We start from the raw sequence: 17,283 nt of genomic DNA, 5'->3' as shown, positions 1-17,283 counted from the left end.
CCAGCTTGCAAGGAGGCAACATGGCCGACACGATGCAATTCGATCTGGTGGCGCCGGAACGCCGCGTGGCCTCGGAAAAGGCGACCTCGGTCGTGATCCCGGGCTTCGAGGGCGACCTGACCGCGATGCCCCAGCACGCGCCCCTGATCACCACCCTGCGCCCCGGCCTGCTGGAGGTCTTCACCGAGTCCGGGTCGCGGAAATATATCGTCACCGGCGGCTTCGCCGAGATCACCGCCGACGGGGCCACGGTGCTGGCCGAGCGCTCGCACCCGGTCGAAGAGGTGACCCAGGAGATGATCGACGAGATGGTCGCCGAGGCCCGCGCGGCCGCCCGTGACGCCCATCCCGACGTTGTCGACGCCGCGGCCAGGATGCTGGCCGACATGGTGGCGATGGGTACGCATATGGGCTTCGAGCCCCGGGCCTGAGGCCCGAAGCTTCGACGTTCCGGAAAGGGTCCGCCATGGCGGACCCTTTTTCATATGGAGGCCCTCCGGGCGGTCGGCCTGGCTCGGGGGTGGGCGCGCGTGTTTCCGGCTCGTGCCGGCGGGCGGACGGTTCCGGGACTTCCGTCCTTCTTCGCCCAGAGAGGCCGGCGGTCTCCCTCGGGGCCTCCGGGCAGCCGCGCCCGCCGGCTGCGGCCGGGCGGGCGGTTTCATGCGCTCGTCGGGCGGTGGCGCCCGCACATGCGATGGGGGCGCGCCTCCGGCGGCTTTCGGTCGCCCCTGCCATCGTGCCCGGACCGATGATGGCCCGTGCCCGGCACCTGCCTTCCCGTCGCTCGGCCTCATGCCCTCGTGCGCGGTCGCGCCGTTGGCTTGCAGGCCTGAGGGCCCAGACCGGTCATGTCGGGCGAGAGGCGTTTTCTCACCGGCTTCCCGTCTTCCGCGTGACGGTGGCGCAGAGCCCCGGCGGCGGCTTGCGGTCGCGCCGCCGCCCTGAAACGACAGGAACGGGGGCACACGGCTCGCGGCCCGTCAGCCCAGCCAACGAAACGCGGGCTGCGTTCGGCTGCTAACCGAGCGATTTCATGCCCCGCTCGATCCCGTCCAGGGTCATCGGCACCATGCGGTCTTCGAATATCTCCCGAATCATGCCGATCGACCGGGTATGGGGCCAGTGCCGCTCGGGGACCGGGTTGATCCAGAGATGGTCCGGCCATTGTGCGCGGGCGCGCTCCAGCCAGACCTGGCCGGGCTCGGCGTTCCAGTGCTCGTTGGCGCCGCCGGCAAAGGCGATCTCATAGGGCGACATGCTGGCATCGCCGACGAAGATGCACTTGTAGTCGGACCCGTAGGTCCGCAACACCTCCCAGGTCGGCGTGACCCGGTCCCAGCGGCGGCGGTTCTCGCGCCAGACGCCTTCGTAAAGGCAGTTGTGGAAGTAGTAATGCTCGAGATGCTTGAACTCGGCGCGCGCAGCCGAGAACAGCTCTTCGACCACCCGGATATGGTCGTCCATCGATCCGCCGACATCCAGAAACAGCAGCACCTTGACGGCATTGCGCCGTTCGGGCCGGGTCTTGACGTCGAGATAGCCGCGATCGGCGGTCGCGCGGATCGTGCCGTCGAGGTCGAGTTCCTCGCGGGCGCCGTCGCGGGCCCAGCGGCGAAGGCGTTTCAGCGCCACCTTGATGTTGCGGGTGCCAAGCTCGACCGAATCGTCGAGATTGCGGAACTCGCGCCGGTCCCAGACCTTGACCGCGCGGCGGTGGCGGCTTTCGTCCTGACCGATCCGCACGCCCTCGGGATTGTAGCCGTAGGCCCCGAAGGGCGAGGTTCCGGCGGTGCCGATCCACCTGTTGCCGCCTTGATGGCGTTCTTTCTGCTCCTTCAGCCGTTCCTTGAGCGCCTCCATCAGCTTGTCGAACCCGCCCATGGCCTCGATCCCGGCCCGCTCCTCGGGGCTGAGATCGCGCTCGGCCAGCTTGCGCAGCCATTCCTCGGGCAGATCGAGCGCCTCGATCACCTCGCCGGGATCGATCTCCTCGAGCCCGCCGAAACTTTGCGCGAAGGCCCGGTCGAACCGGTCGAGCTGGCGCTCGTCCTTCACCAGCGCGGTGCGGGCGAGATAATAGAAGCCCTCGGCGTCATAGGTGACGAGCCCGGCCTTCATGCCGTCGAGAAAGCTCAGATACTCGCGGAGCGAGACCGGAATGCCGCTGGCGCGGAGGGTGTGGAAGAAGGGCAGGAACATGGCGCAAGAATAGGGCCACCGGCCCCGGTCGGAAAGGGCTTGCAGGCCCGGACTAGTCGGACCGGGCCGGGGACAGGCTGGCGATATCGGCCATCCGGGCCCGCACCTCCGCCGCCGAGCCGAAGCCATAGCGGGCCCAGCCAAGCGCCTCGTGCCGGATTGCGCCTGCCTCGTTGCCCCGGCCGAGCATCTCGAGCGCCGTGGCCTTCATCAACAGCATCGAGGCCAGCAGCGCCGCATTCTCGCCCGCCCGGACATCGTCGAGATGGGCGTCGATCAGCGCAATCGCGGCTGCGGGCCGGTCGCCCGACAGCGCGAAGGCGGCGATATGCATGGCCACATGGGCCGATTGCACCCGCGTCACGGGTTGGGCCGCATAGATCCTTCCGGCTTCGACGAAGGCCGCAAGCGAGGTCTCCGCCGCGTTCCGGTCGAGCGACAGCCGCCCCAGGGCAAACAGGCTGAAGCCCATCCGGGTGTCGCGCCAGCCCTGGCTGCGGGCGATCTCGACAGCCCTGCGGGCCGCCGCCACCCGGCGCGAGGAGGAGGTTGCCGGTCCGAGCGCGGTCTCGATGGCGTCGATCCAGGCCCGCGGCGTGGGCGAGGACGGCAGGGCCGGGCCAGGTCGCTCGCCGCGCGGATTGAGCCTTGCGAGAAGTCCGGGCAGCAGCCGCTCGGCCTCCTGCCGGGTGGTGCCGTTCGGAAGTTCGGGCGCGTAATAGACGCGCAGCACCAGCATGTCGAAGCCGGTCAGGACGGTGTGGAAATTGTCGTCGTTGAAGACCGAATCGGGCAGTCGGTACAGATCGTTCAGTGGGCCGATGGCCTGGGCGAGTTCCTCATGCAGGCAGTCACGCACTTCCTGCGGGCTGACATCGCCGGGAATGAAGACCGTCACTCGCTCGCGGATGGCAAGCGTCGTCCAGTCGATCTCGCCCGAGCGGCGGCTGCGGCGGTATTCGTCCCAGGACGAGATCCGGGGCACGACGAAACAGGCGGCCTGCGGCACCAGCCGCTGAAGCTTGGCCCGGGCAACGAACTCGATGGTGACCTTGGCATCTGCATCGGAGGCGACGCGGCGGATGCTAATGCCGGCCTCGCGGCGGAGCCGGGCCAGAAGCGCGGCCAGATCGGGCCCGAGGGTCGGCGGTGCAGGGCCGGTGACGCGCAGGGTGATCGGTTCCTCAAAGCGGGTCATGTAGGGCAGGGGGCGCCCGCTTTCCATCTGGAAGGCAAGATCGAGGAAGTCCCGGGCGATGGCGGCATTCGGGCGCTCGGGCGGCGTCACGCGGTGGCTGGTGAAGGTCTTCATCGGCGGCAGTTCGGCTGCGGCCGTCGGGGGAGGGGCGCTCAGCTCGGGGCGCGGGGCGGTGGCGCAGCCTGCAAGCGCAAGGGCCAGCACGAGGCTCGCCATCCGCGAGGCATGCCGCGTGACAGGCGTCGGCGCAGGTCCCGGCACAGGCCCCCGTCCGGTGGCGCTCCGCCAAGGGTGGCTTTGGCGGGGGGCGTCAGCCACGGACATATTTCACGAAGGCTGTGGGCTGGCCGATGCGGTCGTAAAGCTGTCGGGCGGTGTCGTTGAACTCCTGTGTCAGCCAGTAGACCGAGGGCGTGCCGCGGGAATCGGCCACGGCATAGACCGCCTCGATCAGGGCCCGGCCGACGCCGCGGCCGCGAACCTCGGGATCGGCATAGAGGTCTTGCAGATAGCAGACGTTTTCGGGCTTCCAGCAATGCCGGTGGAAGATGAAATGCACCAGCCCGACCGGGCGGCCACCGATCAGCGCGAGACGGCAGCCCATGTTCGGGTCGCCGCCATGCAGCAGCCGGGCGAAGGTGATGTCGCAGGTCTCGGCCGGAACCGCGCTGTCATAGAAATCGAGATAGGCGGTCCAGAGGCGGCGCCAGGCGGCGGCGTCTTCGGGGCGAAGCGGACGGACGAGAAGGTCGGTCACGGAGGGGCCTTTCGCGGGGGGGCAGGGAGGATTCCGACGCCCGCATCTTGCGAGACCGGCGGAGGCTTCACAAGGGTCGGCGGTATGTGACGGGCGATGAGGGGCGGGAGCGTGTCTCCCGGGCCTGGGACGGGCCTTTGGATGAGGCCTGTTGCGGGGGGCTACCGCAGGGGCATTTCAGGCGCTTTTGCCCGGGCCGGATGGCTGGCGTGAAAAAACCCTTGCCGAAGGCGAAAGAATTGCGACCGGAGGCGCTTGACGGGGGCTCTGGGCGTCAATAAAAGGCACGTCACGCCGGGCGAGCCCGGAAGGCGCTGCGGTTGTAGCTCAGTTGGTTAGAGTACCGGCCTGTCACGCCGGGGGTCGCGGGTTCGAGCCCCGTCAACCGCGCCACCGCCTTCCTGTTTGTCCTGCGCGATGCGCGGTTGTAGCTCAGTTGGTTAGAGTACCGGCCTGTCACGCCGGGGGTCGCGGGTTCGAGCCCCGTCAACCGCGCCACTTATTCCTGAAATTGAAAATATTGCCGCCCGGCCAGAGGGCAGGGCGCTCCCGCCCGTCTTTGGCGGCCTGGCGGCCGCCGCATCCCGTTGGGCCCGGCGCCGCGCTGTGGCGCGGCGCGCCCGGATATCCGGGCGCTGGCAGTGCGCTTCGGGGGAGCGTGTCAGGCAGAGGGGCTCGGGGGAGGCTGCGGCCGCATTGCGGGACGGCCGGAGCGATGGTGTCAGGTGCAAGGATCAGACCCGTGGATCAGACCCGGGGATCTGGCCCGGAGGTCAGGTCTGCGGATCAGGCAGACAGGGCCGCGAGGATGCGTGCCCAGCTGCGGATGCCCTTGTGGAAGCTCTCGAGGTCGTATTTCTCATTCGGCGAGTGGATCGCGTCATCGTCCTTGCCGAAGCCGATCAGCATCGAGTCCATGTCGAGCAGCGTCCGGAAATAGCCCGCCACCGGGATCGAGCCGCCCGAGCCGACGAAGGCGGCGGGATGCGGCCATTCGTCCGAGAGGGCCTGGCGCGCCTTCTCGAAGGCCGGGTCGCTGATCGACATCTGCGAGGCGGGCGAGGCGCCATGCGGCGCGAATTCGACCGAGCAGTCGGGCGGCAGCAGGCCGCGCACCATCTCGCGGAACGATTCGCGGATCCGGACCGGGTCCTGGCTGCCGACGAGGCGGAAGCTGATCTTGGCCGAGGCCTTCGAGGGCAGCACGGTCTTGAAGCCCGCGCCTTCATAGCCGCCGGAGATGCCGTTGATCTCGCAGGTCGGGCGCGACCAGAGCATCTCGAGCACCGAGCGGCCTTCTTCGCCCGCAGGCACCGACAGCCCGACCTCGCCCAGGAACTGCGCCGGATCGAAACCGGTCGCCTGCCATTGTGCCAGGATCTCCTCGGGCATCTCGGGCACGCCCTCGTAGAAGCCGGGCACCGTCACCCGCCCGGTCTCGTCATGCAGCGCGGCAATGATCCGGGACAGCACCCGGATCGGGTTGATCGCCGGGCCGCCATACATGCCCGAATGCAGGTCCTTGTCGGGGCCGGTGATGGTGATCTCCTCGCCGACGAGTCCGCGCAGCATGGTGACGATGGCGGGCGTCGCATCGCCCAGCATGCCGGTATCGCAGATCAGCGCGAGATCGGCCTTCAGCATCTCGGCATTCTCCCTGAGGAAGGGCACCATCGAGGGCGAGCCCGATTCCTCTTCGCCTTCGAGGAACATCGTGATCCGGGCGGGCAGGCTGCCATGCACCGCCTTCCAGGCGCGGCAGGCCTCGACGAAGGTCATCAGCTGGCCCTTGTCATCGCCCGCGCCGCGGGCGCGGATCACCTTGCCCTTCGGCGTCTCCTCGATCGCCGGATCGAACGGATCGCGTGCCCAGAGCGACAGCGGATCGACCGGCTGCACGTCGTAATGACCGTAGAACAGCAGGCTGGGGCCGGTGTCGCCGCCCTTGCCGACGACCATCGGGTGCTTCGGGGTCGGGCAGGTGCGGGCCTCGAAGCCGATCGAGGCGAGGTCGCGCACCATCCAGTCGGCGGCCTCGCGGCAGGCCTCGGCATGCGCCGGGTCGGTCGAGATCGAGGGGATGCGGAGCAGCGCCATCAGACGGTCGAGCGCCTGCGGCAGGTCGGCGTCGATGCGGGCGAGAACGGGGTCGAGACTCATCGCTATATCCTTCCGGTGCGGGGGGTGCGCGGACCCTATCAGGCGGGCCGGGACTGTCCAGAGGGCTGGCCAGAGGGCTGTCCGGAGGCCAGAGCGAAGGGCTGGAACAGCGCCGCGCGCCGGTCTAGGGTCCCGGAAGATCAAGCGACAGGAGGACGATATGCTGCGGAGCAACGGGCTCGCGAAGCCGAATGCCAATCGGAAGATGCGGGTCGCGACAGGGGCGCGTCCGGGGCCTGCGCTGCCGCTCGGGGAGGGGCCGGGCCCGGTACTGGGGGCCGCACTGGGGCCCGCACTGGGGCTGGTACTGGGGCTGGGGGCTGCGGCGGCGGTCTCGGCCGCGCCGGTCGATGGCAAGGGCGCGCGCAAGCTTCTGTTCAAGCCCGAGGGGGCCGAAGTCGTGGTGGTCGATCTGCCCTTCCTGTCGGAGAATGACCGCAAGACCCTCGCCGTCGTCGGGGCACAGCAGCCCTATTACGGTGCCATCGCGGTCGCGCCGACCGAGGGCCTGCGGTCCAAAGCCACCCTGGCGGCGGCCAATTACCACGATGTCGACGCGGCCCGTGTCGCCGCGCTCAGGGGCTGTGACGCGGCGCGCCAGCCCCGGGGAGAGCCCTGCGTGATCGCCGCCGAGATCCGGCCGAAGGGCTGGGAACCGCGCGGATTGCAGCTGTCGGCGGATGCCACCGAAGGGCTGGGCCGCGAATACGGACGCCGCGGCGGTCCGCGCGCGATGGCGATCTCGCCATCGACGGGGCGCTGGGCGGTGAGCAAGGGGCAGGGGGCTGCGTCCGACGCGCTGTCGGCCTGCGCCGAGCAATCCGGCGCCACGGATTGCCGGATTGCGGTCGAGGACCGCTGAGGTGCCGGGGCCTGCGGCCGGGCCTTCCGGCCGCGCGGCGCGGGCCTGCGGCGTCATTTTGCGCGCTGCGAACTGTGTCCAGACAAGCTTACAGTGTACCTGTCCATCTGAATTGACAGAAATCAATGTTCAAACCTCAAAACTGTCGCTAAGCTGACGGACGTATGCTGTGCGCAGACGCGCCTTGAGGCCGAATCGCGCCATATTGCTCTGGTACCGGTGGATCGCAGAAACCCTGTTTCCGATCGGAACGCCCGGCCCGGAGAAGATGGTGCAAAAGCAAGGATCGGCTGAAAATTGTGCAGCATCATGCTTCGATACCCGATGTTTTTCGCATATGAGAAACGGACGGGGAAACGGAAACGGCGCTACGCCCTGTCCCGGCCGGGACAGACGGAACGCCAAAGGGGTCGGTCGGTGACCCCGAAACGCAGAAGGATCCGGCGGGTTCCGCAGGGCGGACGTGACGGACATCTTCGAGGGCCTTGAGAGGCCGACACAAAAGGAGAGACCCGGTGGATTATACCGCTGCTTTGGACGCATCCATCAACCGGCTGCATGAAGAAGGACGCTACCGCACCTTCATCGATATCGAACGGCGCAAGGGCGCCTTTCCCGAGGCGGTCTGGAGCCGTCCCGACGGTGAGAACCAGGACATCGTCGTCTGGTGCGGTAACGACTATCTGGGCATGGGACAGCATCCGACGGTGATCGCCGCCATGCAGGATGCGATCTCGGCGACCGGTGCCGGGTCGGGTGGCACCCGCAACATCTCGGGCACCACGATCTATCACCGCCGCCTCGAGGCCGAACTGGCCGACCTGCATCAGAAAGAGGCCGCGCTGGTCTTCAACTCGGCCTATATGGCCAATGATGCCACGCTCTCGACCCTGCCGGCGCTGTTCAAGGATCTGGTCATCGTCTCGGACGAGCTGAACCATGCCTCGATGATCCAGGGCATCCGCCATGGCCGTTGCGACAAGCACATCTTCCGCCACAATGACGTGGCGCATCTGCGCCAGGTGCTGGAAAGCATCGAGAAGGGCCGCCCGATCCTGATCGCCTTCGAATCCATCTACTCGATGGACGGCGATTTCGGTCCGATCGAGGAGATCTGCGACCTGGCCGACGAATTCGGCGCGCTGACCTATATCGACGAGGTCCATGCGGTCGGCATGTACGGCCCCCGCGGTGCCGGTGTCGCCGAGCGCGACAATCTGATGCACCGGATCGACATCATCAACGGCACACTCTCCAAGGCCTATGGCGTCTATGGCGGCTATGTCGCGGCTTCGGCCAAGATGTGCGACGCTGTCCGCTCCTATGCGCCGGGCTACATCTTCACCACCTCGCTGCCGCCGACCATCGCGGCCGGGGCCTGTGCCTCGGTGCACCACCTGAAATCCGATGTCACGCTCCGCGAGAGGCATCAGGACCGGGCCCGTGTGCTCAAGGCCCGCTTCAAGGGGCTCGGCATGCCGGTGATCGACCATGGCAGCCATATCGTGCCGCTCATCGTCGGCGATCCGGTCCACACCAAGCGGATCTCGGACATGCTGCTGGAAGGCTACGGCATCTACGTGCAGCCGATCAACTTCCCGACCGTGCCGCGCGGCACCGAGCGGCTGCGCTTCACGCCCTCGCCGGTGCACACGCCCGAGCAGATGGATGCGCTGATCCGTGCGATGGACGAGCTCTGGTCACAATGTGCGCTGAATCGCGCCGAACTGACGGCCTAGGCGCATCCGCGGGTGTACCGCTCCCGCGCTTGTGATAATGTTTCGGAAACGAGGCGGCGATTCCATGACGCGCCGCCTCGGCAGGGACAATAAGGCAGGCACAGGGCGGTTCCATGATCAGGCGCAGGCAGCCGCGCGCGGCTGATGACTCGCAGGACACACCCAGAGGGTTCGATGCGTTCGAGTTGCGTCTGGGGGATGTCATGCGGGGCGAGCGGGCGACGCTCGGCAAGTCCCTGCTGGATGTCCAGCGCGAGCTGAAGATCCGCGCCACCTATATCGCCGCCATCGAGAATGCCGATCCCACCGCCTTCGAAACCCCCGGTTTCATCGCGGGCTATGTGCGCTCCTATGCGCGCTATCTCGGGCTCGACCCGGAATGGGCCTATCGCCGCTTCTGCGAAGAGGGCGATTTCGCGACCGTAAATGCGATGGACGCCGCCGCGTCGCACAAGCCGCAACCGGCGCGTCGCAAGCCCGTTTCCGAGCCGCTGGCCGACCCCAATGCCATTTTCGTTCCCCGCGGCCCGGCGATGTTCTCGCAGGTCCAGCCCGGGGCCATCGGCTCGATGCTTGTGCTGCTGTCGCTGATCGCCGTGCTCGGCTATGGCGGCTGGTCGGTGCTGAAGGAGATCCAGCAGGTTCGGCTCGCCCCGCTCGACGACCAGCCGGGCCTGATGGCCGATGTCGATCCGCTTCAGGTGGCCGGGAACGTGCCGGTCTCGGACAACGCGCCCTCTGCCCCGCCCTCGGTCGAGGCGCTCGACCGGCTCTATCGTCCCCAGGCGCTCGACCGTCCGGTGATGGTTGCCCGTGACGGACCGATCGCGACCATCGACCCGGGCGAGATCGGCGTTCTGGTCAGCGACCGGGCGCAGCGCGCGGCCGAGCGCTCCTTCGACGCCGCCGTCACGACGGCGCTGGCCGAGGCGGGGGCCGGAGGGCAGCGTGGCCTCATGCGCGGGAGGTCCGGGGCAGATAGCGGATCTGTCCAGGTGGTCGCCGCCGATGCGACGCCCGAGCTCGCGATCCTCGCGGTCCGGCCCGCCTGGGTGCGGATTTCGGCCGCCGACGGAACCGTGCTGCTCGAAAAGATCCTCGATGCCGGAGAAAGTTACGTGCTGCCCCGTACCGAAGAGCCGCCGCGGCTGCGGGCAGGCAATTCGGGCTCCGTCTATTTCTCGGTCAACGGCCATACCTACGGGCCGTCGGCGCCGGGGGCGAAGGTGGCCAAGAATATCGAGCTCTCGCCCCGTGCGCTGACCGAGCGTTATCAGCTGGCCGATATCCAGGCCGATCCCGATCTGGCGGTGGCGCTGGCGCAGAATGACGTGTCGGCAGGGGCTGCGGGGCCGTCGCGCTGAGCCACACAGGGGGGGCGCGGCAAGGCCGCGCGTTGCGCCGGGTCCGGGAATCTTCTATCCCGAAGGTGGATTAACCAACGCTCGGACAGGTAGACCCATGTCGCTCAATTCCGTGCGCCCCTGGCGCAGTATCGACCGCCGAAAATCCCGTCAGATCCATGTCGGCCCTGTTGCCGTGGGCGGCGATGCGCCGATTTCGGTCCAGACCATGACCAATACGGTGACGACCGATGTGAAGGGTACGCTCGGACAGATCCTGCGGGCGGCCGAGGCGGGGGCCGATATCGTCCGGGTCTCGGTGCCCGACGAGGCCTCGTCGCGCGCGCTGAAGGAAATCGTCGCCGAAAGCCCGGTGCCGATCGTGGCCGACATCCATTTCCACTACAAGCGCGGTATCGAGGCGGCCGAGGCGGGCGCTGCCTGCCTGCGCATCAACCCCGGCAATATCGGCGATGAGAAGCGGGTGAAGGAGGTCATCAAGGCCGCCCGCGATCATGGCTGCTCTATGCGGATCGGGGTGAATGCCGGTTCGCTGGAAAAGCACCTGCTCGAGAAATACGGCGAGCCCTGTCCCGAAGCGATGGTCGAGTCGGCGCTCGAACATATCCGCATCCTCGAGGATAACGACTTCTTCGAGTTCAAGATCTCGGTGAAGGCCTCCGACGTGTTCCTGGCCGCGGCCGCCTATCAGGGCATCGCCGAGGTCACCGAGGCGCCGATCCATCTGGGCATCACCGAGGCGGGGGGATTTGTCTCGGGCACGATCAAGTCGGCGATCGGTCTGGGCAACCTGCTCTGGATGGGGATCGGCGACACGCTGCGGGTCTCGCTCTCGGCCGATCCGGTCGAGGAGATCAAGGTCGGCTACGAGATCCTCAAGGCGCTGGGGCTGCGGCACCGGGGCGTGAACATCATCTCCTGCCCGTCCTGCGCGCGGCAGGGCTTCGACGTCATCCGGACGGTCGAGGCGCTGGAGAAGCGGCTTGAACACATCAAGACCCCGATGAGCCTTTCGATCATCGGCTGTGTGGTGAACGGGCCGGGCGAGGCGCTGATGACCGATGTCGGTTTTACCGGGGGCGGCAACGGCAATGGCATGGTCTATCTCGCGGGCAAGCAGGACCACAGGATCTCGAACGAGGCGATGATCGATCATATCGTCGAGGAGGTCGAGAAGAAGGCCGCTGAAATCGAGACCGCCCAGACCGTCTCCGGGGCCGAAGCGGCCGAGTAGCCCGACCGGTGCCGCCGGACGAAAATTCTTCGTCGAAGAATTTTGGTCCGGGAGCCGCCGCTATGTCAGGAAAGCCCCGGGAAAATTCGCGAATTTTCCCGAAGCTCTGCTGTCAGTCCGCCCGGGCTTCCTCGACCAGTTGCCTCATGCCGTCGAGCGGAACATAGCCCCGGATCATCTGGTCCCCGAGGATGAAGGTCGGCGTGCCCGAGATCTGCAGCCGTTGCGCCAGCGCGTGGTTGTCGGCGATCACCGCCTCGACCTCGGGGGACTTCATCCGCTCCAGCACCGCCGCGGCATCCAGCCCGTTCTCCTCGGCCAGCCGTTTCAGCGACTCGTCGCTGACATTGCCGCGGAAGGTGATCAGGGCGTCATGGACCTTTTCATAGGCCGCGTCCCCGGCCAGTTGCTTGACCGCGATGGCAAAGCGCGAGGACTGCACCGACTGTTCTCCGAGGATGGGGAATTCCTTCACCACGAAGCGGATATTGCCGTCGCTTTCGACCAGCTCCGACACTTCGGAATAGGATTTTCGGCAGTAGGTGCAGCGGTAATCGGTGAATTCGACAAGGGTCACGTCGCCCTCGGGATTGCCGCCGACCCAGGAAACGCCGTCCTCGAAGATGTCCTCTGCATTGACCCGGACCAGCGTCTCGTCATTCTGCGCCTGGGCAGTGGCCTGGCGTTGTTCGAGGACGCCGATCGCCTCCATCAGCACCTCGGGATTATCCATCAGATAGGACCGCACTTCGGCGCGGAAGGCCTCGCGCTCGGCCGCGCTCATGTCGGTGAACTCGAAGGCTCCGGTCTGAGCCGCGAGGGGGGCGGCGAGGGGGGCGGTGAGGCCAAGGGCCATCAGCGCGGCTGCGGTCATTCGGGTCATCGGCTCTCTCCGTTCGTCGTGACGCGGGTCGGACCTTGTTCCACCATATCCGGGCGACGGCGCCAATGGGCAAAAGCCGGGGCCGGGGTCACTTCTTGCGGCGGATCGCCTCGACCATGCGCAGAAGCGCGACAGCTGGCACGTCGCCGCGCACCATGGTCTGCTTCATGACCTGCGCGGGGGCCGGACCCAGATCCAGCGCCTCGGCCAGGGCGCGGGTTTCCGATAGCTTCGCGGTGATCTCCGGACCCGCCATCCGTGCCCTCACCTCGGCCGGGTCCATCCCCAGATCCGCCGATATCCGGTCGAGCGTGGCGGCCTCGGGCGTGGCACCTGCGGCAAACAGCCGGGCCTGGGCCGCCTCATAGGCGGTAGGGCCGGCAAGTCGAAGCACCGCCATGGCAAAGCGCGCGGCGCGTTCGGCCGCCTCATCGCCGGGACTGGGGGCCTCCTTGACCACAAGCCGCAACCGGCTGTCCCGGGCGGCTGCGTCGCGGGCCGCTGCAAGCGCCCGGTCCGACCCGTCGGCGCGGTAGTCGACGAAGCTGACCAGCGTCACGTCGCCGTCGGGGGCGCCGCCCGTCCAGTCATCCGGGGCATCGAAAAGCGCGCTTGAATTGGCCTCTATAAGGGCCAGATCGGCATTGGCATGGCGCGCCATGCGCCGTTTCTCGGCGCCGTCCAGCGCCTCGCGGATGACCTCGGGATGCTCCATCAGATAAGCGCGGAGTTCGGACCGGAAGGCGGCACGTTCCGCATCGCCGAGCGGAAGGGCAAGGCCCGGGGCCGCCGTCACCAGCGCAGCGGCAAGAACCAGCACCAGCTTCATCGCTGCTTGATCTTTTCGGCCGCGGCCAGGATGTCATCGGCCCGCAGCCAGCCCGGCGAGCCGCGCGGCAACAGCCCTTCGGCGCGGCGGGCATGAACCGCGGCGGTCTTCATCCGGCCCGAGACCGCATATCGCTCGGCGGTCGCGACCGAGGCCATGCCGTTATTGCCGGTACGGGCATAAGCGACAGCCAGATCGCGCAGCATCCGCGGGTCATGCGGGTCGCGGGCCCGCGCCTTCTCCAGCGCGTCCAGTGCCTTGCGGTTCTCGGCCGGCCGGTCGAGCGCCAGCAGCGCCCGGCCATAGCCCGCAAGGATCAGCGCCTCTTTCGGCGCCATCTGGACGGCCCGGGCATAGGCCTGCACGGCCGGGCCGAACTGGCGCGATTCCAGCAGGATCTGCCCTTTCAGCTCCTGCACGAACGGATCGCTGCCCCGCGCCGCCTCGAGCCGTGCGATCTCGGCCATCGCGCGCCTGGCATCGGGGGTGCGGTGCCAGGCGACGGCGCGGCGCATCATGCCGATGGTCGTCTTGTCCTTCTCGGCGCGGCGCAGTGTGTAGCGCGGGTTTTGCAGGAAGGCGCCCAGCTTGCCCTTGGCGCGGTCAAACCAGTAATCGGCCTCGGGATCGGATTGCGCCGCCCCGCTATAGGCGCTGGCATAGCCGCGCGCATTGCGCAGCCGGTCCGCATTGAGCGGGTGGGTGAGGACATACGGGTCCTGCCGGGACTGGCTCAGCGCCTCCTGCCCGCGGAAGATCTCGAGCACCTCGACCATGGCCTGCGGAGAGATCCCGGCCCGCGCCATGTAGCGCGCGCCCGCCTGGTCGGCCGAGGCCTCCTCGGCCCTCGTATGGGCGAAGAAAAGCCGCTGCGCGGTGGAGGAGGTGCCCATCGCGAGCCCCGCGCCGGCCTTGCCATTGCCCGCCGCCGCGACCGCCAGCGACATCAGCATCCCCATCGCCGCCGCTGAACCCGCGCTGCGCATGTTGGCCAGCCTGCGGGTGATATGGCCATTGGCGATATGGGCCAGCTCATGCGAGATCACCGCCTGCAACTCGGCCGCGCTGTCCAGTTTCAGCAGCAGGCCCGAATGCACCATCACCGTCTGGCTGTCGAGGACGAAGGCGTTCAGGCTCGAATCCTGCAGCACCATCACCCGGACCCGCTCGGGGCTGAGCCCGGCGGCCACCGCCAGCGGCTGTGTCAGGCGTTTCAGCGCATATTCGATCTCGGCATCGCGGATCAGCGACTGCGCCCGCGAGGCTGCCGGGGCAAAGCTCAGGATCAGCGCCAGCGCCAGTCCGATCGCGCCGCGCACCGGTCCTGTCATGGCTCCCATTGACCTTGTCCCCCTCGGCTGGAAGAAAGCCTGCAACTGGCAGGCACCCTAAGGAGGCGGGCATGAAGGTTTCAAGCCGGGGCGAGGTCGATCCCTTCATTGTGATGGATGTGATGGAGGCCGCCTCCCGTGCCGAGGCAGAGGGGCGGACAATCATCCACATGGAGGTGGGCCAGCCCGGCACGCCCGCCCCCGCCGCGGCCCGCAAGGCGCTGGCCCGCGCGATGGAGGAAAGCCCGCTGGGCTATACCCTTGGTCTTGGCCTGCCCGCGCTGCGTGCCCGGATCGCGGCGCTTTACCGCGACTGGTACGGGGTCGATCTGAACCCCGAGCGGGTGGTGGTGACACCGGGCTCCTCGGGCGGCTTCACGCTGGCCTTCACCTCGCTCTTCGATGTCGGTGCCCGGGTCGGGATCGGCGCGCCGGGCTATCCCTCATACAAGGCGATCCTGAAGGCGCTGGGGCTGGAACCCGTGATGATCCGGACCGAGACCCAGCACCGGCTGCAGCCGGTGCCCGACGATCTGCCCGAAGACCTCGACGGGCTTCTGGTGGCCTCGCCCGCCAACCCCTCGGGCACGATGCTCGACCGCGACGCGCTGGGCGCGCTGATCGGGGCGGCCCATGCCCGCGGCGCAGCCTTCATCTCGGACGAGATCTATCACGGCATCGAATACGAGCGCAAAGCCGTTAGTGCGCTCGAGATCACCGACGAGACCTATGTCATCAACTCCTTCTCGAAATATTTCTCGATGACCGGCTGGCGGGTCGGCTGGATGGTCGTGCCCGAGGATCATATCCGCCGGGTCGAGCGTCTGGTGCAGAACCTCTTCATCTGCGCCCCCCATGCCAGCCAGGTCGCGGCGCTGGCGGCGCTCGATTGCGGCGACGAGCTTCAGGCCAACATGGACGTCTACCGCAAGAACCGCGCGCTGATGCTGGAGGGGCTGCCCAAGGCAGGCTTCACCCGGATCGCACCGCCCGACGGCGCCTTCTACGTCTATGCCGATGTCTCGGATCTGACGACCGACAGCCGCGCCTTCGCCGCCGAGATCCTTGAAAAGGCCGGTGTCGCGGTGACGCCGGGGCTCGATTTCGATCCCGAGCGCGGCGCGGCTACGCTGCGCTTTTCCTATGCCCGCTCGACCGCCGATATCGAGGAGGGCCTTGCCCGGCTCGCCCGCTTCATGGCGTCTCGATGAGCCCGCTGCGCCCGGCCGCAAAGGGCGTTCTGGCGATGGTGGGGGCCTCGGTGATCTGGGGCCTCTCGTCGATGTACTACAAGCTTCTGGCCCATGTCCCGCCGCTCGAGGTGCTGAGCCACCGGACGATCTGGTCGCTGGTCTTCTTCGGGCTGGTGCTGATGCTGCAGGGGCGGCTCGGCGAATTGTGGCGGCTCTTCGGTCAGGCCCGGGCGCTCTGGCTGGTGGCGGCGGCCGCGGTGATGATCTCGACCAACTGGTTCTTCTTCATCTACGCGATCCAGATCGGCCATGCGGTCGAGGCGAGCCTTGGCTATTACATCTTCCCGCTGGTTGCGGTGGCGCTGGGCTTCGCGGTGCTGGGCGAGCGGCCCTCGGCGTTGCAATGGGGCGCGGTGGGCCTTGCCTCCGTGGCCGTTGCCGCGTTGACCTGGGGGCTTGGCGTCGCGCCCTGGATGTCGCTGGCGCTTGCAGTCACCTTCGTGCTTTACGGGCTGGCCAAGCGCGGCGTGCCGGCAGGGCCGGTCGTGTCGGTCACCGCCGAGGTCGTGCTGCTGCTGCCGCTGGCGCTGGTCTGGCTCTGGGGCGTCCATGTCGCGGACTGGACCGGGCTGACCGGCCGGGCGCTGGGCGCCTTCGGCCAGGATCTCGGCGACAGCCTGCTTCTGGTCTTTTCCGGGCCGCTGACGGCGGTGCCGCTGATGCTGTTCAGCTATGCCACCAAGCGCGTGAATTTCGCGACCGTGGGGCTCGTGATGTATCTGAACCCGACCTTGCAGGTTCTGGTGGCGACGCTGGTCTTCCGCGAGCCCTTCACCGGCTGGCACATCCTGGCCTTCGCCCTGATCTGGACGGCGCTTGCGCTTTACTCGGCCGAAAGCCTGCGGCTGGACAGGGCGGCGCGCAGATCCTCCATCAGCGCGGGCACGTCGGGCACCATGCGGACATAGCCCGCCAGCGACGGCTCGGCGAAGCCCTCGTCGATGAAGTGATGGATGAGTGCGCTCAGCGGGTTCCAGAAGCCTTCGGTATTGAGCAGGTAGATCGGCTTGGCATGCAGCCCGAGCTGTCGCCAGGTCAGCACCTCGAAGAACTCGTCAAGCGACCCGGCCCCGCCCGGCAGCACCACGATTGCGTCCGAATTCATGTACATGACCTTCTTCCGCTCATGCATGTTCTCGGTCACGATGAAGGAGGACAGGTCGCGCTTGCCGACCTCGCGGTCAAGCAGGTGCACGGGGATCACGCCGAAGGTCTGCCCGCCCGAGGCCTGTGCCGAGCGCGCGACCCGGCCCATCAGCCCGACATCGCCCGCGCCATAGACCAGCCGCCAGCCCGCCTCGGCCATGGCATGGCCCAGCGCCTCGGCCTCGGCCGCATAGGCCGGGCGGCCGCCGTCGCGTGAGCCGCAGAAGACACAGATCGAGTGGTTTTGAAGGGTCATGGCATGCCTGCAGATCGGGTTTCTGGACCCGTGATACCGGGGTTGATATGGTCCCGCAAGGTATCGGGCCAC

Annotated in this window: 15 protein-coding genes and 2 tRNA genes; 9 read left to right on the top strand and 8 right to left on the bottom strand. The window is 67.7% G+C overall.

Annotated features, from left to right (window positions below):
• Positions 1 to 20: 20 nt before the first annotated feature.
• A complete protein-coding gene (locus ACK8CO_RS04195; protein WP_080615645.1) occupies positions 21 to 431 on the top strand; it encodes a F0F1 ATP synthase subunit epsilon in 411 nt (136 codons plus the stop codon).
• A 586-nt stretch (positions 432 to 1,017) separates the two neighbouring features.
• Here the strand turns inward: ACK8CO_RS04195 and ACK8CO_RS04190 are convergent.
• The 3 genes from ACK8CO_RS04190 to ACK8CO_RS04180 form a co-directional block, all read right to left on the bottom strand.
• Complete coding sequence (locus ACK8CO_RS04190; protein WP_414898261.1) at positions 1,018 to 2,199, bottom strand: vWA domain-containing protein; 1,182 nt, start codon at positions 2,197 to 2,199, stop codon at positions 1,018 to 1,020.
• Between the two features lie 52 nt (positions 2,200 to 2,251).
• On the bottom strand, positions 2,252 to 3,613 hold the full coding sequence (locus ACK8CO_RS04185) for a DUF2927 domain-containing protein (RefSeq protein WP_414898986.1): 1,362 nt from the start codon (positions 3,611 to 3,613) through the stop codon (positions 2,252 to 2,254).
• 94 nt (positions 3,614 to 3,707) lie between these two features.
• Positions 3,708 to 4,154: a GNAT family N-acetyltransferase gene (locus ACK8CO_RS04180; protein ID WP_080615648.1), complete on the bottom strand. Its 447-nt coding sequence runs from the start codon at positions 4,152 to 4,154 to the stop codon at positions 3,708 to 3,710.
• A gap of 316 nt (positions 4,155 to 4,470) precedes the next feature.
• On the opposite strand from ACK8CO_RS04180, the gene ACK8CO_RS04175 reads away from it, so the two are divergent.
• Both ACK8CO_RS04175 and ACK8CO_RS04170 read left to right on the top strand, forming a co-directional pair.
• Positions 4,471 to 4,547, top strand: a tRNA-Asp gene (locus ACK8CO_RS04175).
• Positions 4,548 to 4,575: 28 nt separating this feature from the next.
• Positions 4,576 to 4,652 (top strand) — tRNA-Asp (locus ACK8CO_RS04170).
• 288 nt (positions 4,653 to 4,940) lie between these two features.
• Here the strand turns inward: ACK8CO_RS04170 and ACK8CO_RS04165 are convergent.
• The gene (locus tag ACK8CO_RS04165; protein ID WP_080615649.1) at positions 4,941 to 6,314 is read right to left on the bottom strand and encodes a M20/M25/M40 family metallo-hydrolase; all 1,374 of its coding nucleotides are present in this window, start codon (positions 6,312 to 6,314) and stop codon (positions 4,941 to 4,943) included.
• A 160-nt stretch (positions 6,315 to 6,474) separates the two neighbouring features.
• On the opposite strand from ACK8CO_RS04165, the gene ACK8CO_RS04160 reads away from it, so the two are divergent.
• The 4 genes from ACK8CO_RS04160 (at position 6,475) to ispG (ending at position 11,513) form a co-directional block, all read left to right on the top strand.
• Entirely contained in the window at positions 6,475 to 7,176 is a 702-nt protein-coding gene (locus tag ACK8CO_RS04160; protein ID WP_414898260.1) for a 5-aminolevulic acid synthase, read from the top strand.
• 515 nt (positions 7,177 to 7,691) lie between these two features.
• Entirely contained in the window at positions 7,692 to 8,915 is a 1,224-nt protein-coding gene (gene hemA, locus ACK8CO_RS04155; protein WP_080615650.1) for a 5-aminolevulinate synthase, read from the top strand.
• 113 nt (positions 8,916 to 9,028) lie between these two features.
• Complete coding sequence (locus ACK8CO_RS04150; RefSeq protein ID WP_414898259.1) at positions 9,029 to 10,279, top strand: helix-turn-helix domain-containing protein; 1,251 nt, start codon at positions 9,029 to 9,031, stop codon at positions 10,277 to 10,279.
• 97 nt (positions 10,280 to 10,376) lie between these two features.
• On the top strand, positions 10,377 to 11,513 hold the full coding sequence (gene ispG, locus ACK8CO_RS04145; RefSeq protein WP_080615652.1) for a flavodoxin-dependent (E)-4-hydroxy-3-methylbut-2-enyl-diphosphate synthase: 1,137 nt from the start codon (positions 10,377 to 10,379) through the stop codon (positions 11,511 to 11,513).
• Between the two features lie 112 nt (positions 11,514 to 11,625).
• Here ispG and ACK8CO_RS04140 read toward each other — a convergent pair whose 3' ends face one another.
• The 3 genes from ACK8CO_RS04140 to ACK8CO_RS04130 all read right to left on the bottom strand — a co-directional run bounded on the left by ACK8CO_RS04140 (position 11,626) and on the right by ACK8CO_RS04130 (position 14,556).
• Positions 11,626 to 12,396, bottom strand: a complete 771-nt coding sequence (locus tag ACK8CO_RS04140; protein ID WP_414898258.1) for a DsbA family protein — start codon at positions 12,394 to 12,396, stop codon at positions 11,626 to 11,628.
• Positions 12,397 to 12,484: 88 nt separating this feature from the next.
• Complete coding sequence (locus ACK8CO_RS04135) at positions 12,485 to 13,225, bottom strand: DsbA family protein (protein ID WP_414898257.1); 741 nt, start codon at positions 13,223 to 13,225, stop codon at positions 12,485 to 12,487.
• Positions 13,222 to 14,556 (bottom strand): M48 family metalloprotease, encoded by a 1,335-nt coding sequence (locus ACK8CO_RS04130; RefSeq protein ID WP_414898256.1) that lies wholly within the window; start codon positions 14,554 to 14,556, stop codon positions 13,222 to 13,224. The genes ACK8CO_RS04135 and ACK8CO_RS04130 overlap by 4 nt, the downstream gene beginning before the upstream one ends.
• 71 nt (positions 14,557 to 14,627) lie before the next feature.
• Between ACK8CO_RS04130 and ACK8CO_RS04125 the strand changes: the two genes are divergently transcribed.
• Positions 14,628 to 15,767 (top strand): pyridoxal phosphate-dependent aminotransferase, encoded by a 1,140-nt coding sequence (locus tag ACK8CO_RS04125; RefSeq protein WP_080615656.1) that lies wholly within the window; start codon positions 14,628 to 14,630, stop codon positions 15,765 to 15,767.
• Positions 15,764 to 16,717, top strand: coding sequence for an EamA family transporter RarD (gene rarD / locus ACK8CO_RS04120; RefSeq protein ID WP_080615657.1), 954 nt, complete (start codon positions 15,764 to 15,766; stop codon positions 16,715 to 16,717). The genes ACK8CO_RS04125 and rarD overlap by 4 nt, the downstream gene beginning before the upstream one ends.
• Here rarD and ACK8CO_RS04115 read toward each other — a convergent pair.
• Positions 16,633 to 17,211: a TIGR00730 family Rossman fold protein gene (locus ACK8CO_RS04115; protein ID WP_080615658.1), complete on the bottom strand. Its 579-nt coding sequence runs from the start codon at positions 17,209 to 17,211 to the stop codon at positions 16,633 to 16,635. The two genes, rarD and ACK8CO_RS04115, sit on opposite strands and share 85 nt — an antisense overlap.
• Positions 17,212 to 17,283: the final 72 nt, after the last annotated feature.

The organism is Rhodovulum sp. HP10 (genome assembly GCF_047553435.1).
Taxonomy (GTDB): Bacteria; Pseudomonadota; Alphaproteobacteria; order Rhodobacterales; family Rhodobacteraceae; genus Rhodovulum.
The sequence above is the reverse complement of the archived record's forward strand: the minus strand, read 5'-3'. Positions and strand labels throughout refer to the sequence as shown.

What these genes read in the sequence shown, in the direction of transcription:
- ACK8CO_RS04160 (WP_414898260.1), top strand. Translation starts at nt 6,475, where the DNA reads ATGCTGCGGAGCAACGGGCTCGCGAAGCCGAATGCCAATCGGAAGATG.
- ACK8CO_RS04150 (WP_414898259.1), top strand. Translation starts at nt 9,029, where the DNA reads ATGATCAGGCGCAGGCAGCCGCGCGCGGCTGATGACTCGCAGGACACA.
- ACK8CO_RS04195 (WP_080615645.1), top strand. Translation starts at nt 21, where the DNA reads ATGGCCGACACGATGCAATTCGATCTGGTGGCGCCGGAACGCCGCGTG.
- ACK8CO_RS04135 (WP_414898257.1), bottom strand. Translation starts at nt 13,225, where the DNA reads ATGAAGCTGGTGCTGGTTCTTGCCGCTGCGCTGGTGACGGCGGCCCCG.
- ACK8CO_RS04185 (WP_414898986.1), bottom strand. Translation starts at nt 3,613, where the DNA reads ATGGCGAGCCTCGTGCTGGCCCTTGCGCTTGCAGGCTGCGCCACCGCC.
- rarD (WP_080615657.1), top strand. Translation starts at nt 15,764, where the DNA reads ATGAGCCCGCTGCGCCCGGCCGCAAAGGGCGTTCTGGCGATGGTGGGG.
- ACK8CO_RS04190 (WP_414898261.1), bottom strand. Translation starts at nt 2,199, where the DNA reads ATGTTCCTGCCCTTCTTCCACACCCTCCGCGCCAGCGGCATTCCGGTC.
- ACK8CO_RS04165 (WP_080615649.1), bottom strand. Translation starts at nt 6,314, where the DNA reads ATGAGTCTCGACCCCGTTCTCGCCCGCATCGACGCCGACCTGCCGCAG.
- ACK8CO_RS04130 (WP_414898256.1), bottom strand. Translation starts at nt 14,556, where the DNA reads ATGACAGGACCGGTGCGCGGCGCGATCGGACTGGCGCTGGCGCTGATC.
- ispG (WP_080615652.1), top strand. Translation starts at nt 10,377, where the DNA reads ATGTCGCTCAATTCCGTGCGCCCCTGGCGCAGTATCGACCGCCGAAAA.
- ACK8CO_RS04115 (WP_080615658.1), bottom strand. Translation starts at nt 17,211, where the DNA reads ATGACCCTTCAAAACCACTCGATCTGTGTCTTCTGCGGCTCACGCGAC.
- ACK8CO_RS04125 (WP_080615656.1), top strand. Translation starts at nt 14,628, where the DNA reads ATGAAGGTTTCAAGCCGGGGCGAGGTCGATCCCTTCATTGTGATGGAT.
- ACK8CO_RS04140 (WP_414898258.1), bottom strand. Translation starts at nt 12,396, where the DNA reads ATGACCCGAATGACCGCAGCCGCGCTGATGGCCCTTGGCCTCACCGCC.